Here is a 16,849-nt window from a genome sequence, read left to right as displayed (position 1 = left end):
GGCGTCGTGTCGACGGCAGCGCGACGGCGGCCGGGTTGCACCTGCAACCAATGTCCACGGGTCATCGGCGCGGGAATCGGCTACGGTCCACCCGCAACCCCCGATCTCCGGCAATCGCAGGCACGACCATGCTCAACCGCATCTCCCGCCCCGCCGTCCGCCTGGTCGAGCGCTATCTGCCCGACTCCTACGTGTTCGTGCTGCTGCTGACGCTGGCGGCGGCCGCCGCCGCGCTGCTGGTCGAACGCACTCCACCCTTGGAGCTGTTGCGGCACTGGGGCGGCGGCTTCTGGGAACTGCTGTCGTTCTCGATGCAGATGCTGCTGGTGCTGGTCACCGGCTTCATGCTGGCGAGCACGCCGCCGGTGAAGGCGCTGCTGCAGCGGCTGGCGCGCCTGGCCCGCGGCGCCGGCAGCGCGGTGCTGCTGGTCAGCCTGGTGTCGCTGGCCGCGAGCTGGATCAACTGGGGCTTCGGCCTGGTGGTCGGCGCGCTGTTCGCGCGCGAACTGGCGCGCCTGGTGCGCGTGGACTATCGCCTGCTGGTGGCCAGCGCCTACTCCGGCTTCGTGGTCTGGCACGGCGGACTGGCCGGCTCGGTGCCGCTGACCATCGCCACCGAGGGTCATTTCATGGCCGAGCGGATCGGCGTGATCCCGACTTCGCAGACGGTGTTCGCGTTCTACAATCTGGCGATCGTCGCAGTCCTGTTCGTGGTGGTCCCGCTGGTCAACCGGCTGATGCTGCCCCCGGCGGACGAGAGCGTATACCACCGGCCGGAGGACGCACCGGCACCGACGCCCGGCATCGCCGCCAGCCCCGCCGATCGCCTGGAAAACGGCCGCATGCTGTCGTGGCTGATCGGACTGGCCGGCATGGGCTTCCTGATCGACCATTTCATCGGCGGCGGCGGGCTTAACCTCAACATCGTCAACTATGGGTTCCTGATGCTGGCGATACTGCTGCACGGCACGCCGCGGCGACTGCTGGCCAGCCTGCACGAGGCGATCAAGGGCGGCGCCGGGATCGCGATCCAGTTTCCGTTCTATGCCGGCATCATGGCGATCATGACCCAATCGGGGCTGGCCGCCGACATCTCGCAGGCGTTCGTCTCGTTCGCCGATGCGGACACATTGCCGTTCTGGAGCTTCATCGCCGGCGGCGCACTCAACATCTTCGTGCCCTCCGGCGGCGGGCAATGGGCGGTGCAGGCGCCGATCATGATCCCCGCCGCCGAGGCGCTGGGCGCGGACATCGGCCGGGTGGCGATGGGCGTGGCCTGGGGCGATGCCTGGACCAACCTCATCCAGCCGTTCTGGGCGCTGCCGATGCTCGCCATTGCCGGGCTGAAGGCGAAGGACATCATGGGCTTCTGCCTGATCCAGCTGTTCGTCACCGGCGCGGTGATCGGGATCGGGCTATTGCTGCTGTAAGAGCGCACCACAGGGGCGCGACCTCTCCTGCGAAGGCTGTCGCGCCCCTTGCGGTGCGCTCCTACGCATGCGGGCCGGGTCCATCGAGGATTCGCGGCGGAAATCGAGAACGCGGCGAGCCACGGCGCTGCCGGCCTTGGCGCTCAGCCGCGCGCCTCCAGCGCCGCCACCGCCGGCAGGGTCTTGCCTTCCAGGAACTCCAGGAAGGCGCCGCCGCCGGTGGAGATGTAGCCGACGTCGTCGGCGATGCCGTACTTCTCGACCGCGGCGAGGGTGTCGCCGCCGCCGGCGATCGAGAACGCCCTGGACGCGGCGATCGCCCGCGCCAGGGCTTCGGTGCCCTTGCCGAACGCGTCGAACTCGAACACGCCGACGGGGCCGTTCCAGACCACGGTGCCGGCCTGCGCGATCATGCGGGCGTAGCGGTCGGCGGTGCGCGGGCCGATGTCGAGAATCAGGTCGTCGTCGGCGACCTCGTCCACCGCCTTCACGCTCGCCTCCGCCTCGGGATGGAACTGCTTGGCCACCACCACGTCGTCCGGCATCGGGATCTCGGCGCCGCGGGACTTGGCGTCGGCGAGGATCTTGCGGGCGGTCTCCAGCAGGTCGGCCTCGTGCAGCGACTTGCCGACCGCCTTGCCCTCGGCGGCGAGGAAGGTGTTGGCGATGCCGCCGCCGACGATCAACTGGTCGACCTTGCCGACCAGGTTGCCGAGCAGTTCCAGCTTGGTCGAGACCTTGCTGCCGGCGACGATCGCCAGCAGCGGCCGCGCGGGTTCGTCCAGCGCCCTGGCCAGGGCATCGAGCTCGGCCATCAGCAGCGGCCCGCCGGCGGCTTGCGCGGCGAAGCGGATCACGCCGTGGGTCGATGCCTGGGCACGGTGCGCGGTGCCGAACGCGTCCATCACGAACACGTCGCACAGCGCGGCATATTGCTTCGCCAGCGCCTCGTCGTCGGCCTTCTCGCCGACGTTCATGCGGCAGTTCTCGAGCAGCACGATCCCGCCCGGCTTCACCTCGACGCCGTCGACCCAGTCGCGCACCAGCGGCACGTTCTTGCGCAGCAGCGCGGCGAGCCGATCGGCCACCGGCTGCAGCGAGTTCTCCGCGCTCCACTCGCCCTCCTTCGGCCGCCCCAGGTGGGACATCACCATCACCGCGGCGCCCTGCTCCAGCGCGCGCTCGAGCGTCGGCAGCGAGGCGACGATGCGCTGTTCCGAGGTGATCCTGCCGTCCTCGATCGGCACGTTGAGGTCCTGCCGGATCAGTATCCGTTTGCCGGACAGGTCGAGGTCGCTCATTCGGAGGATGGTCATGGGGGGATCCCGTTCATTCTGGTGGAGGGCTGGGCGGCGCTGCGGTGACGGCGTGCGCGCTCATTGTCGCGGCAGCGGACCCCGCGTTCAAACGCAAAGTGGCGAGGTTCCGGGCCTGCACGGAAGCGGGTCGCGGCGGCCACCATGTGTACGCGGCGTCGTGACTGACGCCGCTCCCACGTTATCGGCGGGCCGGCTTGCCGGATCGACGCCGGAACGCCCGCTGTGGGGACGACGGCAGTCGCGATGCCCGCGGGACGCGATGTCGGCAGCGGCCCTGCTACGCTGCGGCCGACTCTCTCCCGGAGGATCCGCATGCCGACCGAAATCCAGGTGCTGGGCTGGGCCATCGTGCTGGGCATCGTGCAGCTGCTGCTCGCGGCAGGCGCGATGACCCGGCAGCGAGGCGTGAAATGGAACGCCAGCGCGCGCGACGGCCAGCCGGCGCCGCTGGCCGGGGTGGCGGCGCGCCTGGATCGCGCGATGCGCAACTTCCTCGAGACGTTTCCCTTCTTCGCGGCCGCCGCACTCGCCGTCGTCGCCACCGACAGCACCAGCGCCGCGAGCGCGCTCGGCGCGCAGCTCTATTTCTGGGCGCGCCTGGCCTACGTACCGCTGTACGCCTTCGGGGTGCCGTACCTGCGCTCGCTGGTGTGGACGGTGTCGCTGTGGGGCATCCTGCAGCTGCTCTGGGCGCTGTTCTGAGATCGCAGGCCAGGCGGGCTACATGCCGCGGAACCGGTGCAGGAACGCGGTGCTGACCGGCAGGACCGTGTCGCATTGCCGCAATCGCAGCCGGTACTTGCCCAACTCGTCGCGGCGCACCCGGTCGATCGCCGAGACGCGCACCACTGCGCCGCGATGCACCTGCCAGAACGCATCGGGATCCAGCCCTGCCAGCAGTTCCTTGAGCGGGGTGCGGATCAACGCCTCGCCCTCGGCGGTCACCACCCGCACATACTTGTCCTGCGCCTGGAAGCACAGCACCTCGTCGATCCCGATCATGCGCACGCTGTCACCCGCGCTGGCACTGATCCAACGGATCAGGCGGTCGCCCCGAGGCCGCAGCCGCGCCTCCAGATCCTCGACCAGCGCCTGCAGGTCGGGCGGGCGGACATCCTGCAACCGGGCTTGCAGGCGTTGGACCGCCTGCCGCAATCGCGCCGGCTGCACCGGCTTGAGCAGGTAGTCCACGGCGCCGGCCTCGAAGGCACGGACGGCGTACTCGTCGTAGGCGGTGGTGAACACCACCAGCCCGCCCGCAGCCACCGCCGCCTTGGCCACGTCGAGCCCGCCGACGCCAGGCATGCGGATGTCCAGAAACGCGACCCGCGGCGTGTGTTCAGCGATCGCGGCCAGTGCCGAGGGCCCGTCCTCGCATGCCGCGACCACGTCCATTTCCGGCCACACCTCGGCCAGCAGGTCCAGCAGCGCAGTACGTTGCGGCGCTTCGTCCTCGGCGATCACCGCGGTGATCGGGTTCATCGCGTCGCCTCCTCCAGCGGTATCCTGATCTCGGCGCGGGCACCCGCACCCTCGCGGCCGTCCATGCGCAGGCTGGCACGGCCGCCGTAGCGTACCGCCAGCTGCTCGCGCACGTTCGCCAGGCCGACGCCGCCGCCGACCCCCGGCTTCAGTCCGGCGCCGTCGTCGCTGACGGCCACGATCAGCATGCCCGGTTCGCGGCGCGCGCGCACTTCGACTGCGGCCGGTCCGGGCCACGGTTCGACGCCGTGCTTGATCGCGTTCTCGACCAGCGTGATCAGCAGAAGCGGCGGGTACGGCAGCGAGCGCAGCGCGGGCTCGGCTTCGATCGTGTAGCGCAAGCGATCGCCGATGCGCAGCCGCATCAATGCCAGATAGCTGGCGCAGACGTCGAGTTGCTGTCCCAGCGTGGAATGCAGCAACGCACGGTCGTCGCGCAGCTTGGGAATGGTCGCCCGCAAGTGATCGACCAGGGCATCGAGCGTGGCCTCCGCACGCTGCGGGTCCTGCCGTACCAGCGCGCGTACCGATGCCAGGGTGTTGAACAGGAAATGCGGCTCGACCTGCGCCTGCAGCGTCCCCAGGCGAAGGTCCGACTCCTGCGCCTGTGCGCGCAGGGCCGACATCTCGCGCCTCTGCCGGCTGGTCTCCCAACGCCGGTTCTCGCTGAAGTACGCACGCAACGCCAGGCCTCCGCCGAAGAGGCCGTACACCACGACCAACGTGGCGACGTTCACACCCAGCGATACCACCCGCTCGGTTCCCTGCATCTCCGGTTTCGGCAGTTGCGGCAGGTCGCCGCGTTGCGCGGCCTGGTCGAAGATCTGCATGGCATAGGCGCTTGCCCAGGCATCTGCGGAGTAGCTGGCCACGACCCCGGCCACCACCGCCGCCACCACCAGCCAGCGCTCCCGGCGCAACGGCCAGCGGCGGTGCCTGACCAGCGTGGCCAACGCCGGCCCGGCGGTCGCCATCAGCAGGAACGCACAGAACGCGTGCACGCCGTACACCAGGCCGGCCATGTAATCGCGCACCGCCACGCCGACGCCGAACGTGGCGACCAGGGCGAAAAGCGCGATCACACTGGCAAACAGCAGGGTGCGCCCGATCAGCCAGGGCGCACTGAACACCGGGTACTGCCGGTAGCGGCTCCACACACTGTTGCCGCCGATCAACACGTCGTCCGGCAACGGCTTCCGCAGCGAATAGGGCTTGGTGTCCGTCATGACGGGTTCCCGGGTCCAGGCCGACGGTTGCATTGTCCGGTGCGCGGAGGCCCCTGCATCGCTCACCGGCGGTCGCCTCGCAGCACTTGGCCGGCCTGGTGCAGCTCGAGCGAGGCCACCTTGCCGGCATCGTCGCGTACGAAGCGGATCTCGATGCCGTACGCCGGGGCCTCGAATACGTCGGTGCTGGTCCGCTCGAGCGCAAATTCGCCCTGTCCGGTAGCCTGCGCGTGCAGCACGCCATCGTGTTCGCGCACGTGCAACTCGAATCCGCGCATCAGCGGATACTCGCCCAGGTAGTCGTCCAACGGCAATGGCGCCGCAGAAGGCGCGGAGGTCGTCGCCTCGACCCGTACGGCGGGAAACACGGCACCGCTCTGCTTCCACAGGAAGCCGTAGCTCCCATCCTTGCCGCGCCGTGGTGTCAGCGCTGCGTCGTGCTCCAGCGGATAGAAGTCGCCGGCACTGTCGTAGGCTAGGGCGAACTCCGGCTGTCCCGGAACCCGGGCGACCAATCCTTCGCCCTGGCGCTGCAAGCGCATGGTCATGCCGCCTTGCAACGTGTAATCGCCCTGCAGCGCCTCCAGCAGTTCGTCCGGCGCCCGTGCGGCCTTGCGCGGCTCGCCAAGCGGCTGCTCCGGATCGATCAGGTGCAGACCGATGTCCTGCAGACCGCCCAGCGACGTGAGCGAGGTGTCGGAGAGCACCACCGCTCCGCGCTGCCGCTGCCGGTCGAACGCGACCAGCGAGGAGAATCCGCCGGTGCCGCCGCCGTGGAGGTGGATGTCGCGTCCATCGAGCGGCGCGATGATCCAGTTCATGCCCATCCGCGACGCGGCGTCCGTCGCGACCGGCTGCTGGGTGAGCGCGATCGCCTTCGCGAGCGGCGACGCGCGCAGGCCCAGCTGCGCCTGCACGTAATGCACCATGTCGTCCAGGGTGGCGCGCACGCCGCCGACCCCGGCCAGGTCGGTGGCGATGGTCCAGGACGGCGTCGTCTTCGTATCGGGCGTATGCCCCTGCGCCGGACGGACGCGTTCCGGCGGTCGGGCGACATAGGCGCCCTCCATGCCGAGCGGCGTGAACAGCTTGTCGTCGATCAACGATTCGAAATCGGCGCCCGCGCGACGCGCCAGCGCGTAGGACAGCAGCATCGAGGCGAAATTCGAGTACGCGTACTGTTCGCCGGGCGCATGGGTCAAGTCGACGTCGGCGAGCGATGCCAGCAGTGCGTCGGCATCCAGATTGACGTAGGGATCACGCGGATCGGTGACGTTCATGCGCGACGGCAGCGCCGGCAGACCGGAGGTGTGGGTCACGACGTGCCGGAGCAGGATCGGCTGGCCATCGTAGTCGGGCACCTGCGTTCCTTCCGGCAGGTGATCAGCCAGAGGATCGTCCAGGGACGCCTCGCCCTTGCCGATCAGATCGGCCAGCAACGTGGCGGTCATGGTCTTGGCGATCGAGCCGATCTCGAAGGCGACGTCGGGGCCGATGCGGGCGACATCGCCGACGTCGGCGCAGCGCCAGGCGCGTGCCACGCGATCCGGTTCGATCACCGCGACCGCCAGGCAGGCCCCGGTGCGGTCGCCGGCCAAGCGCTGGTCGATGATCGCCGCCAGCTCGGCGTCGGTCATGGCGTGGACGTGCCCGGCCGCTCCCAGGGCAAGGCCCAGGGCGGCGATGCGGAAGGTGGCGGACAGGGGGCGCAAGGTCATGATGACGATCTCCGTTCGTTGGGACGGTGCCATGCTGCCGCGGAGCCGGCGTGGTCGCCGGAGTTTGCGACGGGACCGGGCCGCCGCGCGACGGAACCCGCACCTCGCGGCGCGAATGTGATGCATGCCGTTGCCCCAGGCGCCGCCGCTGCCGTCGTCCCGTAGAGCGGAACTTGCTCCGCTGGGTGGGCTCCGGAGCCGGGAATAGCGGAGCAAGCTCCGCTCTACGGAAGACGAGCGCCATCTAGGCCGACAGGAGCGCCTGTATCGTCCCGGCATAGCGTGCGGCGACGGCATCGCGGTCGAGGTGGCGACCATCAGCGACACGCTGGCGCCCCCCGACGTGCACGTCGCGCACCAGCGGCCGATTGCCGCTGAAGATCCAGCGGTCGGCGGCGTCGCCGGCGGTGGCGCCGGCCAGGACCGGCGCGTCGGCATCGAGCACGACCGCGTCGTCGGTGGCGCCGAAGCCGGTCGCGTGCGCGCCGCCGGCCAACGCAGCGCGCAACAGCGTTTCGCCGACGCTGTCGCTGCCTTCCGCCACGGCGATGTTGCGGTGCCCCGTAGCCAGCCGCTGGCCGTACTCGAGCCAGCGCAATTCCTCGACCGGCGAGATCGAGATGTGCGAATCCGAACCGATGCCCCAGCGCCCGCCTGCATCGAGATAGGCCCGCAGCGGAAACAGGCCGTCGCCGAGATTGGCCTCGGTGGTCGGGCACAGCGCGACCGTGGCGCCGCTGGCGGCGATACGCGCGGTCTCGGCCGGCGTCAGGTGGGTGGCGTGCACCAGGGTCCAGCGCGCGTCGACATCGACATGGTCGTACAGCCATTCGACCGGCCGCGCATCGCGTACCGCCAGGCAATCCTGCACCTCGCCCACCTGTTCGGCGATGTGGATGTGGATGGGTAGGTCCGCGGGCAGCGCGGCCAGCACCGCATGCATCGCCGCCTCGGGCACCGCGCGCAGGCTGTGGAAGGCGACACCGACGCGCAGGCCGTCGCCCTCGCGGGCGTGCAGCATGTCCACCAGCCGTAGGAATGCATCCACCTCGTGGCCGAAGCGCCGCTGCCGCTCCGACAGCGGCCGGCCGTCGAAACCGCCGGTCATGTACAGCACCGGCAGCAGGGTCAGGCGGATGCCGGTCTCGTGCGCGGCCTCCATCAGCGCCGCCGACATCGCATCCGCGGGCGCGTAGGGGCGACCATCCGGCTGGTGGTGCAGATAGTGGAATTCACAGACGCTGGTGTAGCCGGCCTCGAGCATCTCCACGTACAGCTGCGCCGCGACCGCACGCGTGGTGTCGGGCGTCATCCGGGCGGCGAAGCGGTACATGGTCTCGCGCCAGGTCCAGAAACTGTCATGGCCGTTGCGGGCGGCGCTGCCGTCGCGGGATGGATCGGCGCGGCGCTCGGCCAGCCCGGCCATCGCGCGCTGGAAGGCATGCGAATGCAGATTGGAAATGCCGGGCAGGCGCCAGCCGCCGGGGACGCGCGTGATGGGATCGTTCATGACGGCATTGTGGCGCGATGGCCGGCCGGTGGCGATCCCTTGGCGGACGCCCGCCGCGGCATGGCGCCGGCGCGCACGGGCGCTCCCGTACAATCGGCCGCATGAACGATCCGCGGCAGGCTCCCTGGGACGGACTGATCGTCGGCGTATCGCTGGCGACCCTAGACGGCCACGACGGCTACGGCGAGATCGGCGACGCGGCGCTCGGCTGGCACGGCGGCACGATCGTCTACGCCGGGCCGCGCGCCGCACTGCCGGCGGACCCGAATGCCCTGTCGGGCGCAGTGGTCGACGCCGGCGGCGGCTGGATCACGCCCGGACTGGTCGACTGCCATACCCATCTCGTATTCGCGGGCGACCGCGCGGCCGAGTTCGAACAGCGCCTGCAAGGCGTCGGCTACGAGGAGATCGCCCGCAACGGCGGCGGCATCCTCTCCAGCGTCCGCGCCGTGCGCGAGGCCGACGAGGAGGCGCTGCTGGCGCAGTCGCTGCCGCGCGCGCGCGCGCTGGTGGCCGACGGCGCCACCACGCTGGAGATCAAGTCCGGCTACGGCCTGGACTTCGACGGCGAGCGCAAGATGCTGCGCGTGGCGCGGCGCATCGGCGATGAACTCGGCATCGGCGTCTTCACCACCTATCTCGCCGCCCACGCGCTGCCGCCGGAATACGCCGGCCGCGCCGACGCCTACATCGACGCCGTGGTCGAATGGCTGCCGCGGCTGCACGCCGAGGGCCTGGTCGACGCGGTGGACGCCTTCGCCGAGCGCATCGGTTTCGATAGCGCGCAGACGCGGCGGGTGTTCGAGGCCGCGCGCGCGCTCGGCCTGCCGGTCAAGCTGCATGCCGACCAGCTCAGCGACGGCGCGGGCGCGGCGCTGGTGGCGGAATTCGGCGGCCTGTCCGCCGATCACGTCGAGTACACCTCCGATGCCGGCGCACGCGCGATGGCGGAGGCCGGCACGGTGGCGGTGCTGCTGCCGGGCGCCTTCCACGTGCTGCGCGAAACCCGGCTGCCGCCGCTGGACGCCTTTCGCGCGCACCGCGTGCCGATGGCGGTCGCCACCGACTGCAATCCCGGCACCTCGCCGCTGCTGTCGCTGCGCCAGGCGATGCAGCTGGCGTGCACGCACTTCAGGCTGACTCCGGAGGAAGCGTTGCGCGGCACGACCGTCAACGCCGCACGCGCGCTGGGCCGCGACGATCGCGGCGCGCTGCGGCCGGGCATGCGCGCCGATTTCGTGCACTGGGCGGTCGCACGGCCGGCGGAGCTGTGCTACTGGCTCGGCGGCCGCCTGGCCAGCGCCGTCTACGCGGGCGGGAACCGGGTGGCATGAGCCCGCCGCTACCGTGTTCCGGCGCCGCCCCGACGAGCGGAAACCGGCGCCGGCCCGCACCCGCCACAGCCCGGAGCCGGGCGCGACCGTCGTCGACCCGCAAGGCCGCCCGCGCCGCCGCCGCGTGCGGCCGACGCGGTTTCGCCTTCGCACCTTCCGTCCGCTGCAACCAGGAGACACCATGCAACGCCACGCACTGCTCTGCTGCACACTGATGCTCGCCGCTGCCGCCGCATCCGCGCAGGAGCCGCCCGCGGCCGCGCGCCGGCTGGCGCAGGACGCGATCGTCGTCGACACCCACATCGACGCCCCCGGCATCCTGATGGACAAGTGGGCCGACCTCGGGGTCGAAGCGCCCGATCGCGAGTTCGACTATCCGCGCGCCCGCGCCGGCGGCCTCGATGTCGCCTTCATGTCGATCTACACCTCGGCCAGGCAGGACGAGGACGGCACCGCCTGGCAGGCCGCGCACATGCAGATCGATGCGGTCGAGGCGCTGGCCGCCCGGCACCCGGACAAGTTCGCGATCCTGCGCTCGCCCGGAGACGTCGACGCGCTGCGCGCAGGCGGCCGCGTGCTGCTGGCGCTGGGCATGGAAAACGGCGCACCGATCGGCGACGACCTCGGCGAACTGCAGCGCTTCTTCGACCGCGGCGTCCGCTACGTCACCCTCGCCCACAGCGCCAACAACCGCATCTCCGACTCGTCGTACACGCTGCAGAAGCGCTGGAACGGGCTCAGCCCGTTCGGCCGCGAAGTGGTCGCGGAAATGAACCGGCTCGGCATCATGGTCGACGTCTCGCACCTGTCGGACGACGCCGTGCGCCAGGCGGTCGAACTCAGCACGGTGCCGGTGATCGCCAGCCATTCGGCGCTGCGCCACTTCACCCCGGGCTTCGAGCGCAACCTCAGCGACGAACTGGCGAAGGCGATCGCGGCCAAGGGCGGCGTGATCCAGATCCCGTTCGGCACCGCCTTCGTCAACCCGGAGGCGGCGCAGAACACGCAGGACTACTTCCGCGCCGTCTACGACTTCGACCGCCGCAACGCGGAACTCGAAGCGGCGGGGCAGCCGCCGCAAGACCGGCAGGCGTTCGAGGCGCGATGGGACGCGGACCATCCGATGCCGTCGACGGAGATCGAGGCGGTGCTCGACCAGGTCGACCACGCGGTGGCGCTGGTCGGCGCCGACCACGTCGGCATCGGCTCGGACTTCGACGGCGTCGGCGGCAACCTGCCGGATGCGCTGCGCACCGTCGCCGACTATCCGAACCTGGTCGCCGGAATGCAGGCGCGCGGCCATGCCGATGCCGACATCCGCAAGATCCTCGGCGGCAACCTGCTGCGGGTATGGGCCGAGATCGAGGCGGGCGCGGAGCCGCGCTGATCAGCGCACGTGACGGTGATTCGGCAGATACGCGGGCGGATACCAGGAAGCATTCTCGCCACGGATCGACGCGGACGAACGCGGTTCGGGCGAATCGAGCGAAAGCGCGCCGGGGCGTCGCCCGCTGACCTCCATCCGCATCCGGCCGAAGCAAAACGAGAAAAGCCCCGCAGACGCGGGGCTTTTCGTTTGCCGCAAGCGGGGGTTTATTCCGGCTTGACCACGGTCTTCTTCGCGACGGCCTTCTTCGCCGGTGCCTTGACCACGGTCTTCTTGGCCACCGGCGCCTGGGTCGCCGTCGCGGTCTTCTTCACCGCGTGCGCGCGGGACTTGCCGTAGCTGGAGTTGTAGCGCTTGCCCTTGAGGGTCTTGCGATCGCCCTTGCCCATCGGATGCTCCTGATTCTCGAATAATTGCGGCGCACCGAGCGGCGCGCGAGACCCCGAATCGTAGCACGCGCCCCCGGTCAACCACCGCCGTGGGCGTGGCTCAGGCGCAGGTTGAGCAGGTGCGCGCCGGCCAGCAACAGGCCGCCGGCGACCATGATCGCGGCGTGGCCGAGGGTGTGGTCGTGCAGGGGCGAGAACGCGCCCAGCCACACCAGCGCCAACCCGGGCAGCAGCAGCGCCCAGGCCCTGAACGCGCGGTGCCGGCGGTAGCCCAGGCTCATCGTGGTCAGCCCCAGCAAGGTGGCGAAGACCACGAACGCCTGGTCGAAATCGATCCAGCCGCCGAAGTTGAGGCCGAAAGCGGGCAGCAGCGCCAGCGCCACCGGCAGCAGCGCGCAATGCACGGCGCACACGAATGAAGCGGCGAAGCCGACCCGGTCGGCCTGACGGAGAGTGGATCCTGGTGCGCGCATGACTTCCGGGGGATATCGGTCCAAGTTGAAACATTATAACATCATCGAACTGTTTCAGCTTACCGCCTCCCCAACCAGACGTGAAGAAGCCGATGTCACACGCCGCGACCCGTTTCCGCCCCGCCCTCCTCCCCCTTGCCCTGCTCGCCTGCCTCGCGCCGCCCGCACGCGCAGCCCAGGACGATCCGCGCCACGACGAGGTCAAGGACCTGTCCACGATCGTGGTCCGGGCCACGCCCCTGCCCCGGACCGCCGAGGACCTGACGCGTCCGGTGGAAGTGCTGGCGGGGGAACGACTGGACGAGGCCAAGGCGAACTCGCTCGGCGAGACGGTCGCGCGCCTGCCCGGCGTGCAGTCGTCCTATTTCGGCCCCGGTGTCGGCCGCCCGATCATCCGCGGTCTCGACGGCGCCCGCGTGCAGGTGCTCAGCGACGGCCTGGCCTCCGGCGACGTATCGACGGTCAGTGTCGACCATGCCGTCAGCATCGAACCCTTCCTCGCCAACCAGATCGAGGTGCTGAAAGGCCCATCCACGCTGCTCTATGGCAGCGGCGCGATCGGCGGCGCGGTGAACGTGGTCGACGGCCGCATTCCGGAAGCCGCGACCGCGCAGCCGCTGGAAGGCCGCGCTGAACTGCGCGCGGGCAGCGTCAACGACGAGAAGACCGGCATGGTGCGCCTCGACGGCACCTCGGCCTCGGGCAGGGTGGTCTTCCATTTCGACGCGCTGCACCGCGAGACCGGCGACTACGACATTCCCGGCTTCGCCGAAAGCGAGCACGCCCACGAGGAGCACGAGGGCGAGGAGGATGAGCACGAGGAGGAGCAGGTCCACGGCGTGCTGCCGAACAGCTTCGTGCGCACCGACAGCGGCGCCATCGGCGTGTCGTACGTCGGCGACCGCGGCTTCCTCGGTGTCGGCTACAGCCTGTTCAACACCCGCTACGGCGTGCCGGGCCATGCCCACGAGCACGAGGGGCACGGCCACGATCACGAAGAGGACGAACACGAGGAAGGCCACGCGGAGGAGGCCGTGCACATCGTGATGGACCAGCGCCGCAGCGAGATCCGCGGCGGCCTCGACGACCTCGGCGCCTTCGACAGCCTGCGCGTCAAGCTCGCCCGCAACGACTACACCCACACCGAATACGAGGGCGACGAAATCGGCACCGTGTTCGACAACGACAGCCTCGAGGGGCGCGTGGAGCTCGTGCACGAGGAATGGGCCGGCTGGAGCGGCGCCTTCGGCATCCAGGGCTCGCGCCGGGACTTCCGCGCGGTCGGCGACGAGGCCTTCGTGCCGGCCTCGGAGTCGCGCGATACCGGCCTGTTCTGGATCGGCGAGCGCGCGTTCGGCGCGTTCGATCTCGAGCTCGGCGCGCGCTACGACCGCAACCGCATCGACGTCGAGGAAGGCGAAGCGATCGGGCCGTCGCGCGATTTCGATGCCACCAGCCTGTCGGCCGCCGCACGCTGGAACTTCAGCGAGGACTTCCACCTGTCCTTCGGCCTCGACCGGGCCCAGCGCTCGCCCACCGCCGAGGAGCTGTACTCCAACGGCCTGCACGTGGCGACGCAGAGCTTCGAATTCGGCAACCCGGACCTCGATGTCGAGACCGCGAACCGCGCCGAGATCGGCGTGCACTGGCATCGCGGGCCGCTGCGGATCGGCGCGTCGCTGTACCACGTGCGCTACGACGACTTCGTCTATCTCGCCGACACCGGCATCGAGGACGGCGGCACGCCGGCACGGGTCTGGAACCAGAGCGATGCCCGCTTCAGCGGCGGCGAAATCGACCTGCAGTGGACGTTCGCCGAAAACGACTTCGGGACCTGGGACCTGCGCACGTTCGGCGACGTGGTCCGCGGCAAGCTGGCCGGCGACGGCACCCGCCAGGTGGCGTTCTCGGTGCCGCACGGCGACCACACCCACGACTACACCGCCGACATCGCGCTCGACGGCAACCTGCCGCGCATCGTGCCGGCGCGGCTGGGCGGCGAACTGCGCTGGCGGTCAGCAGGCGACGGCAACTGGCGTGCCGGCGTGGGCGCGGTGCGCTACGCCAGCCAGGACGACGTGGCCGAGCACGAGGAAGAGACGCCGGGCTACACCCTGGTGCACGCCAGCCTGGCCTGGCACCTGGATACGCCGGGCGGCAACGCCTGGGAGGTCTTCGTCGACGGCAACAACCTGCTCGACGAGGAGGCGCGCCCGCATACGTCGTTCCTGAAGGAACTGGCGCCGCTGCCGGGGCGCAACGTGACCGCGGGCGTACGGCTGTTCTTTTGACCAGGAACGAGGAACGAGTGAAGGGCACCCCACCCGCTCTCACTCGTTTCTCGCTTCTAGTTACTCGTTCCTAGCTCTTCTCCGGCTGCACTCGGCGCACAGCCCGTGCACCTCGAGCGTCTGCGCCTGCGGCACGAAGCCCAGTGCGCGGGCGCGATCGTCGAGCAGTTCCACGACCCGCTCGTCCTCCAGCTCGGTGGCGCTCTGGCAGTCGTCGCAGATCAGGAACGGCACCGAATGCTGGCGGCTGCTGGGATGGTGGCAGGCGACGAAGGCATTCACCGACTCCAGCTTGTGGATGAAGCCGTTGCCGAGCAGGAAGTCGAGCGCCCGGTACACCGTCGGCGGCGCGGCCGCGCCCGGGCCCTCGCCCTCGCGCACCTGGTCGAGCAGGTCGTAGGCCTTCAGCGGGCGCCCGGCATCGGCGATCAGGCCCAGCACGTGCGCGCGGATCGGGGTGAGCCGCAGTCCGCGGTCGCGGCAGGCGTCCTCCACCGCGGCCACGAAGCCGGCGGCGTCGTGGACATGGTGCTTGGGATCGATGCAGGCGTGGGTAGGGACCATGTCCCGATGATGGTGGCATCGCCCGCGCGACTCAAGTCACCAGGCATGACAGGGCGCGCCCCGTAGAGCCGAGCTCGCTCGGCTGCGCCACCCCCGAAGCCCCGTAGAGCCGAGCTTGCTCGGCTGCGCTGGCCGGGCGTCGGCTCCGGATCGGGAGCAGCGGAGCAAGCTCCGCTCTACGGGTGCCGGGTGCCGGGTACCGAACGGCCGGCGGCGGGCGGCGTTCAGGCGGCCGCGGTGCGGGAGATGGCGGCGTCGATCCGTTTCAGCGCCTCGTCGCGGCCTGCCAGGTAGACCGTGTGGCCGATGTCCGGGCTCACCTGGGTGCCGGTGATCGCCACCCGCAGCGGCTGCGCGACCTTGCCCATGCCCAGGCCCAGCGCCTCGGCGGCGGCGTGCAGTGCGCCGTTGATCGCCTCCGCGTTCCAGTCCGGCAACCGCGACAGGCGCTCGCGGGCCTCGGCCAGCGGCATGCCCGCCTCCGGCCTCAGGTGCTTGGCGACCGCCTTGTCGTCGTAGTGCTCGAGCGGGCGGTACCAGACCGCGGCGCGCTCGGCCATGTCGGCCAGCGTCTGCACGCGGTCGCGCAATGCGACCACCACGTCGGCCGGCGCCGGCCCCTGCGACAGGTCGTAGCCGGCGTTGCGCAGGTGCCATTCCAGGTGCCGTGCCACGTCCGCCGGTTCGTCGTGCTTCAGGTACTGCTGGTTCAGCCAGCCGAGCTTGTCGGGATCCAACCGCGCCGCCTTGGCGTTGACGTCCTTCAGGTCGAACAACCGCTGCATCTGCGCGATCGAGAACACCTCCTGGTCGCCGTGCGACCAGCCCAGCCGCACCAGGTAGTTCAGCAGCGCGTGCGGCAGGTAGCCGGCGTCGCGGTACTGCATCACGTCGGCGGCGCCGGTGCGCTTGGACAGCTTGGCGCCGTGCTCGTCGAGGATCATCGGCAGGTGCGAGAACGCCGGCGGCTCGGCGCCGAGCGCCCGGTAGATGTTGATCTGCCGCGGCGTGTTGTTGACGTGGTCGTCGCCGCGCACCACGTCGGTGATGCGCATGTCGAGGTCGTCGACGACCACGGCGAAGTTGTAGGTGGGATAGCCGTCCGGGCGCAGGATCACCAGGTCGTCGAGCTCGCTGTTGGCGATCTCGATCCGGCCCTTGACCTTGTCCTCCCAGGCGACGACGCCCTCGAGCGGATTCTTCAGGCGGATGACGCGGTTGGGGTCGTCGCGGCGCGGGTCGGTGCGATCGCGCCAGGCGCCGTTGTAGCGCGGCTTGTCGCCGGCGGCCATCGCCGCCTCCCGCATCGCGTCGAGTTCGGCCCTGGTCTCGTAGGCGTAATACGCCCGGCCGGCGGCGACCAGCTGCTCGGCGACCCCGCGGTAGCGGTCGAGGCGCGCGGTCTGGTAGACCGGGCCCTCGTCGTAGTCCAGGCCGAGCCAGTCCATCGCCTGCAGGATCGCGTCGATCGCCGGCTGGGTGCTGCGCTCGCGGTCGGTGTCCTCGATCCGCAGCACGAACTGCCCGCCGGCGCGGCGCGCCTCGAGCCAGCAGTACAGCGCGGTACGCGCACCGCCGATGTGCAGGTAGCCGGTGGGGCTGGGGGCGAAGCGGGTACGGACGGTCATGGGCGGCAGCCGGTGGGAAGACCGCATTTTAGCGGACTCGGGACTCGGGACTCGGGAATCGGGAATCGGGAATCGGGAATCGGGAATCGGGAATCGGG

The 16,849-nt window shown here is 70.4% G+C and carries 14 protein-coding genes; 5 read left to right on the top strand and 9 right to left on the bottom strand.

Features of this window, described 5'->3' with window-relative positions; genetic code table 11:
• The first annotated feature begins 128 nt into the window (after nucleotides 1–128).
• Nucleotides 129–1,430, top strand: coding sequence for a short-chain fatty acid transporter (locus tag U3649_RS08215; RefSeq protein WP_407354350.1), 1,302 nt, complete (start codon nucleotides 129–131; stop codon nucleotides 1,428–1,430).
• Between the two features lie 143 nt (nucleotides 1,431–1,573).
• Here U3649_RS08215 and U3649_RS08210 read toward each other — a convergent pair whose 3' ends face one another.
• Nucleotides 1,574–2,746 (bottom strand): phosphoglycerate kinase, encoded by a 1,173-nt coding sequence (locus U3649_RS08210; RefSeq protein ID WP_407354349.1) that lies wholly within the window; start codon nucleotides 2,744–2,746, stop codon nucleotides 1,574–1,576.
• Nucleotides 2,747–3,061: 315 nt separating this feature from the next.
• Between U3649_RS08210 and U3649_RS08205 the strand changes: the two genes are divergently transcribed.
• Nucleotides 3,062–3,451, top strand: a complete 390-nt coding sequence (locus U3649_RS08205) for an MAPEG family protein (RefSeq protein WP_407354348.1) — start codon at nucleotides 3,062–3,064, stop codon at nucleotides 3,449–3,451.
• Between the two features lie 18 nt (nucleotides 3,452–3,469).
• On the opposite strand, the gene U3649_RS08200 is transcribed toward U3649_RS08205, so the two are convergent.
• The 4 genes from U3649_RS08200 to U3649_RS08185 form a co-directional block, all read right to left on the bottom strand.
• Nucleotides 3,470–4,231: a LytR/AlgR family response regulator transcription factor gene (locus tag U3649_RS08200; protein WP_407354347.1), complete on the bottom strand. Its 762-nt coding sequence runs from the start codon at nucleotides 4,229–4,231 to the stop codon at nucleotides 3,470–3,472.
• Complete coding sequence (locus tag U3649_RS08195; RefSeq protein ID WP_407354346.1) at nucleotides 4,228–5,457, bottom strand: sensor histidine kinase; 1,230 nt, start codon at nucleotides 5,455–5,457, stop codon at nucleotides 4,228–4,230. Before U3649_RS08195 ends, U3649_RS08200 begins: the two co-directional genes overlap by 4 nt.
• A 62-nt stretch (nucleotides 5,458–5,519) precedes the next feature.
• Nucleotides 5,520–7,175: a serine hydrolase gene (locus U3649_RS08190; RefSeq protein ID WP_407354345.1), complete on the bottom strand. Its 1,656-nt coding sequence runs from the start codon at nucleotides 7,173–7,175 to the stop codon at nucleotides 5,520–5,522.
• 244 nt (nucleotides 7,176–7,419) lie between these two features.
• The gene (locus U3649_RS08185) at nucleotides 7,420–8,778 is read right to left on the bottom strand and encodes a formimidoylglutamate deiminase (RefSeq protein ID WP_407354344.1); all 1,359 of its coding nucleotides are present in this window, start codon (nucleotides 8,776–8,778) and stop codon (nucleotides 7,420–7,422) included.
• 8 nt (nucleotides 8,779–8,786) lie between these two features.
• Between U3649_RS08185 and hutI the strand changes: the two genes are divergently transcribed.
• Entirely contained in the window at nucleotides 8,787–10,019 is a 1,233-nt protein-coding gene (gene hutI, locus U3649_RS08180; RefSeq protein ID WP_407354343.1) for an imidazolonepropionase, read from the top strand.
• Between the two features lie 181 nt (nucleotides 10,020–10,200).
• On the top strand, nucleotides 10,201–11,406 hold the full coding sequence (locus tag U3649_RS08175; RefSeq protein ID WP_407354342.1) for a dipeptidase: 1,206 nt from the start codon (nucleotides 10,201–10,203) through the stop codon (nucleotides 11,404–11,406).
• A gap of 206 nt (nucleotides 11,407–11,612) precedes the next feature.
• Here the strand turns inward: U3649_RS08175 and U3649_RS08170 are convergent, their stop codons facing one another.
• Nucleotides 11,613–11,795 (bottom strand): 30S ribosomal protein THX, encoded by a 183-nt coding sequence (locus tag U3649_RS08170; protein ID WP_407354341.1) that lies wholly within the window; start codon nucleotides 11,793–11,795, stop codon nucleotides 11,613–11,615.
• Nucleotides 11,796–11,872: 77 nt separating this feature from the next.
• Nucleotides 11,873–12,268, bottom strand: a complete 396-nt coding sequence (locus tag U3649_RS08165) for a MerC domain-containing protein (RefSeq protein ID WP_407354576.1) — start codon at nucleotides 12,266–12,268, stop codon at nucleotides 11,873–11,875.
• Nucleotides 12,269–12,360: 92 nt separating this feature from the next.
• Between U3649_RS08165 and U3649_RS08160 the strand changes: the two genes are divergently transcribed.
• Nucleotides 12,361–14,559, top strand: coding sequence for a TonB-dependent receptor (locus tag U3649_RS08160; protein ID WP_407354340.1), 2,199 nt, complete (start codon nucleotides 12,361–12,363; stop codon nucleotides 14,557–14,559).
• A gap of 60 nt (nucleotides 14,560–14,619) precedes the next feature.
• Here the strand turns inward: U3649_RS08160 and U3649_RS08155 are convergent, their stop codons facing one another.
• Nucleotides 14,620–15,123 (bottom strand): transcriptional repressor, encoded by a 504-nt coding sequence (locus tag U3649_RS08155; RefSeq protein WP_407354339.1) that lies wholly within the window; start codon nucleotides 15,121–15,123, stop codon nucleotides 14,620–14,622.
• 224 nt (nucleotides 15,124–15,347) lie between these two features.
• Nucleotides 15,348–16,751 carry a glutamate--tRNA ligase gene (gene gltX, locus U3649_RS08150; protein ID WP_407354338.1) on the bottom strand — a complete coding sequence of 468 codons (1,404 nt, stop codon included), beginning with the start codon at nucleotides 16,749–16,751 and terminating at the stop codon, nucleotides 15,348–15,350.
• Nucleotides 16,752–16,849 lie beyond the last annotated feature (98 nt).

The organism is Luteimonas sp. R10, assembly GCF_045689605.1.
Taxonomy (GTDB): Bacteria; Pseudomonadota; Gammaproteobacteria; order Xanthomonadales; family Xanthomonadaceae; genus Luteimonas.
Note: the sequence above shows the minus strand (reverse complement) of the source record. Positions and strands in the feature narration are given on the sequence as shown.

Coding starts and splice junctions, on each gene's coding strand:
- U3649_RS08215 (WP_407354350.1), top strand. CDS start 129: ATGCTCAACCGCATCTCCCGCCCCGCCGTCCGCCTGGTCGAGCGCTAT.
- U3649_RS08210 (WP_407354349.1), bottom strand. CDS start 2,746: ATGACCATCCTCCGAATGAGCGACCTCGACCTGTCCGGCAAACGGATA.
- U3649_RS08205 (WP_407354348.1), top strand. CDS start 3,062: ATGCCGACCGAAATCCAGGTGCTGGGCTGGGCCATCGTGCTGGGCATC.
- U3649_RS08200 (WP_407354347.1), bottom strand. CDS start 4,231: ATGAACCCGATCACCGCGGTGATCGCCGAGGACGAAGCGCCGCAACGT.
- U3649_RS08195 (WP_407354346.1), bottom strand. CDS start 5,457: ATGACGGACACCAAGCCCTATTCGCTGCGGAAGCCGTTGCCGGACGAC.
- U3649_RS08190 (WP_407354345.1), bottom strand. CDS start 7,175: ATGACCTTGCGCCCCCTGTCCGCCACCTTCCGCATCGCCGCCCTGGGC.
- hutI (WP_407354343.1), top strand. CDS start 8,787: ATGAACGATCCGCGGCAGGCTCCCTGGGACGGACTGATCGTCGGCGTA.
- U3649_RS08175 (WP_407354342.1), top strand. CDS start 10,201: ATGCAACGCCACGCACTGCTCTGCTGCACACTGATGCTCGCCGCTGCC.
- U3649_RS08170 (WP_407354341.1), bottom strand. CDS start 11,795: ATGGGCAAGGGCGATCGCAAGACCCTCAAGGGCAAGCGCTACAACTCC.
- U3649_RS08165 (WP_407354576.1), bottom strand. CDS start 12,268: ATGCGCGCACCAGGATCCACTCTCCGTCAGGCCGACCGGGTCGGCTTC.
- U3649_RS08160 (WP_407354340.1), top strand. CDS start 12,361: ATGTCACACGCCGCGACCCGTTTCCGCCCCGCCCTCCTCCCCCTTGCC.
- U3649_RS08155 (WP_407354339.1), bottom strand. CDS start 15,123: ATGGTCCCTACCCACGCCTGCATCGATCCCAAGCACCATGTCCACGAC.
- gltX (WP_407354338.1), bottom strand. CDS start 16,751: ATGACCGTCCGTACCCGCTTCGCCCCCAGCCCCACCGGCTACCTGCAC.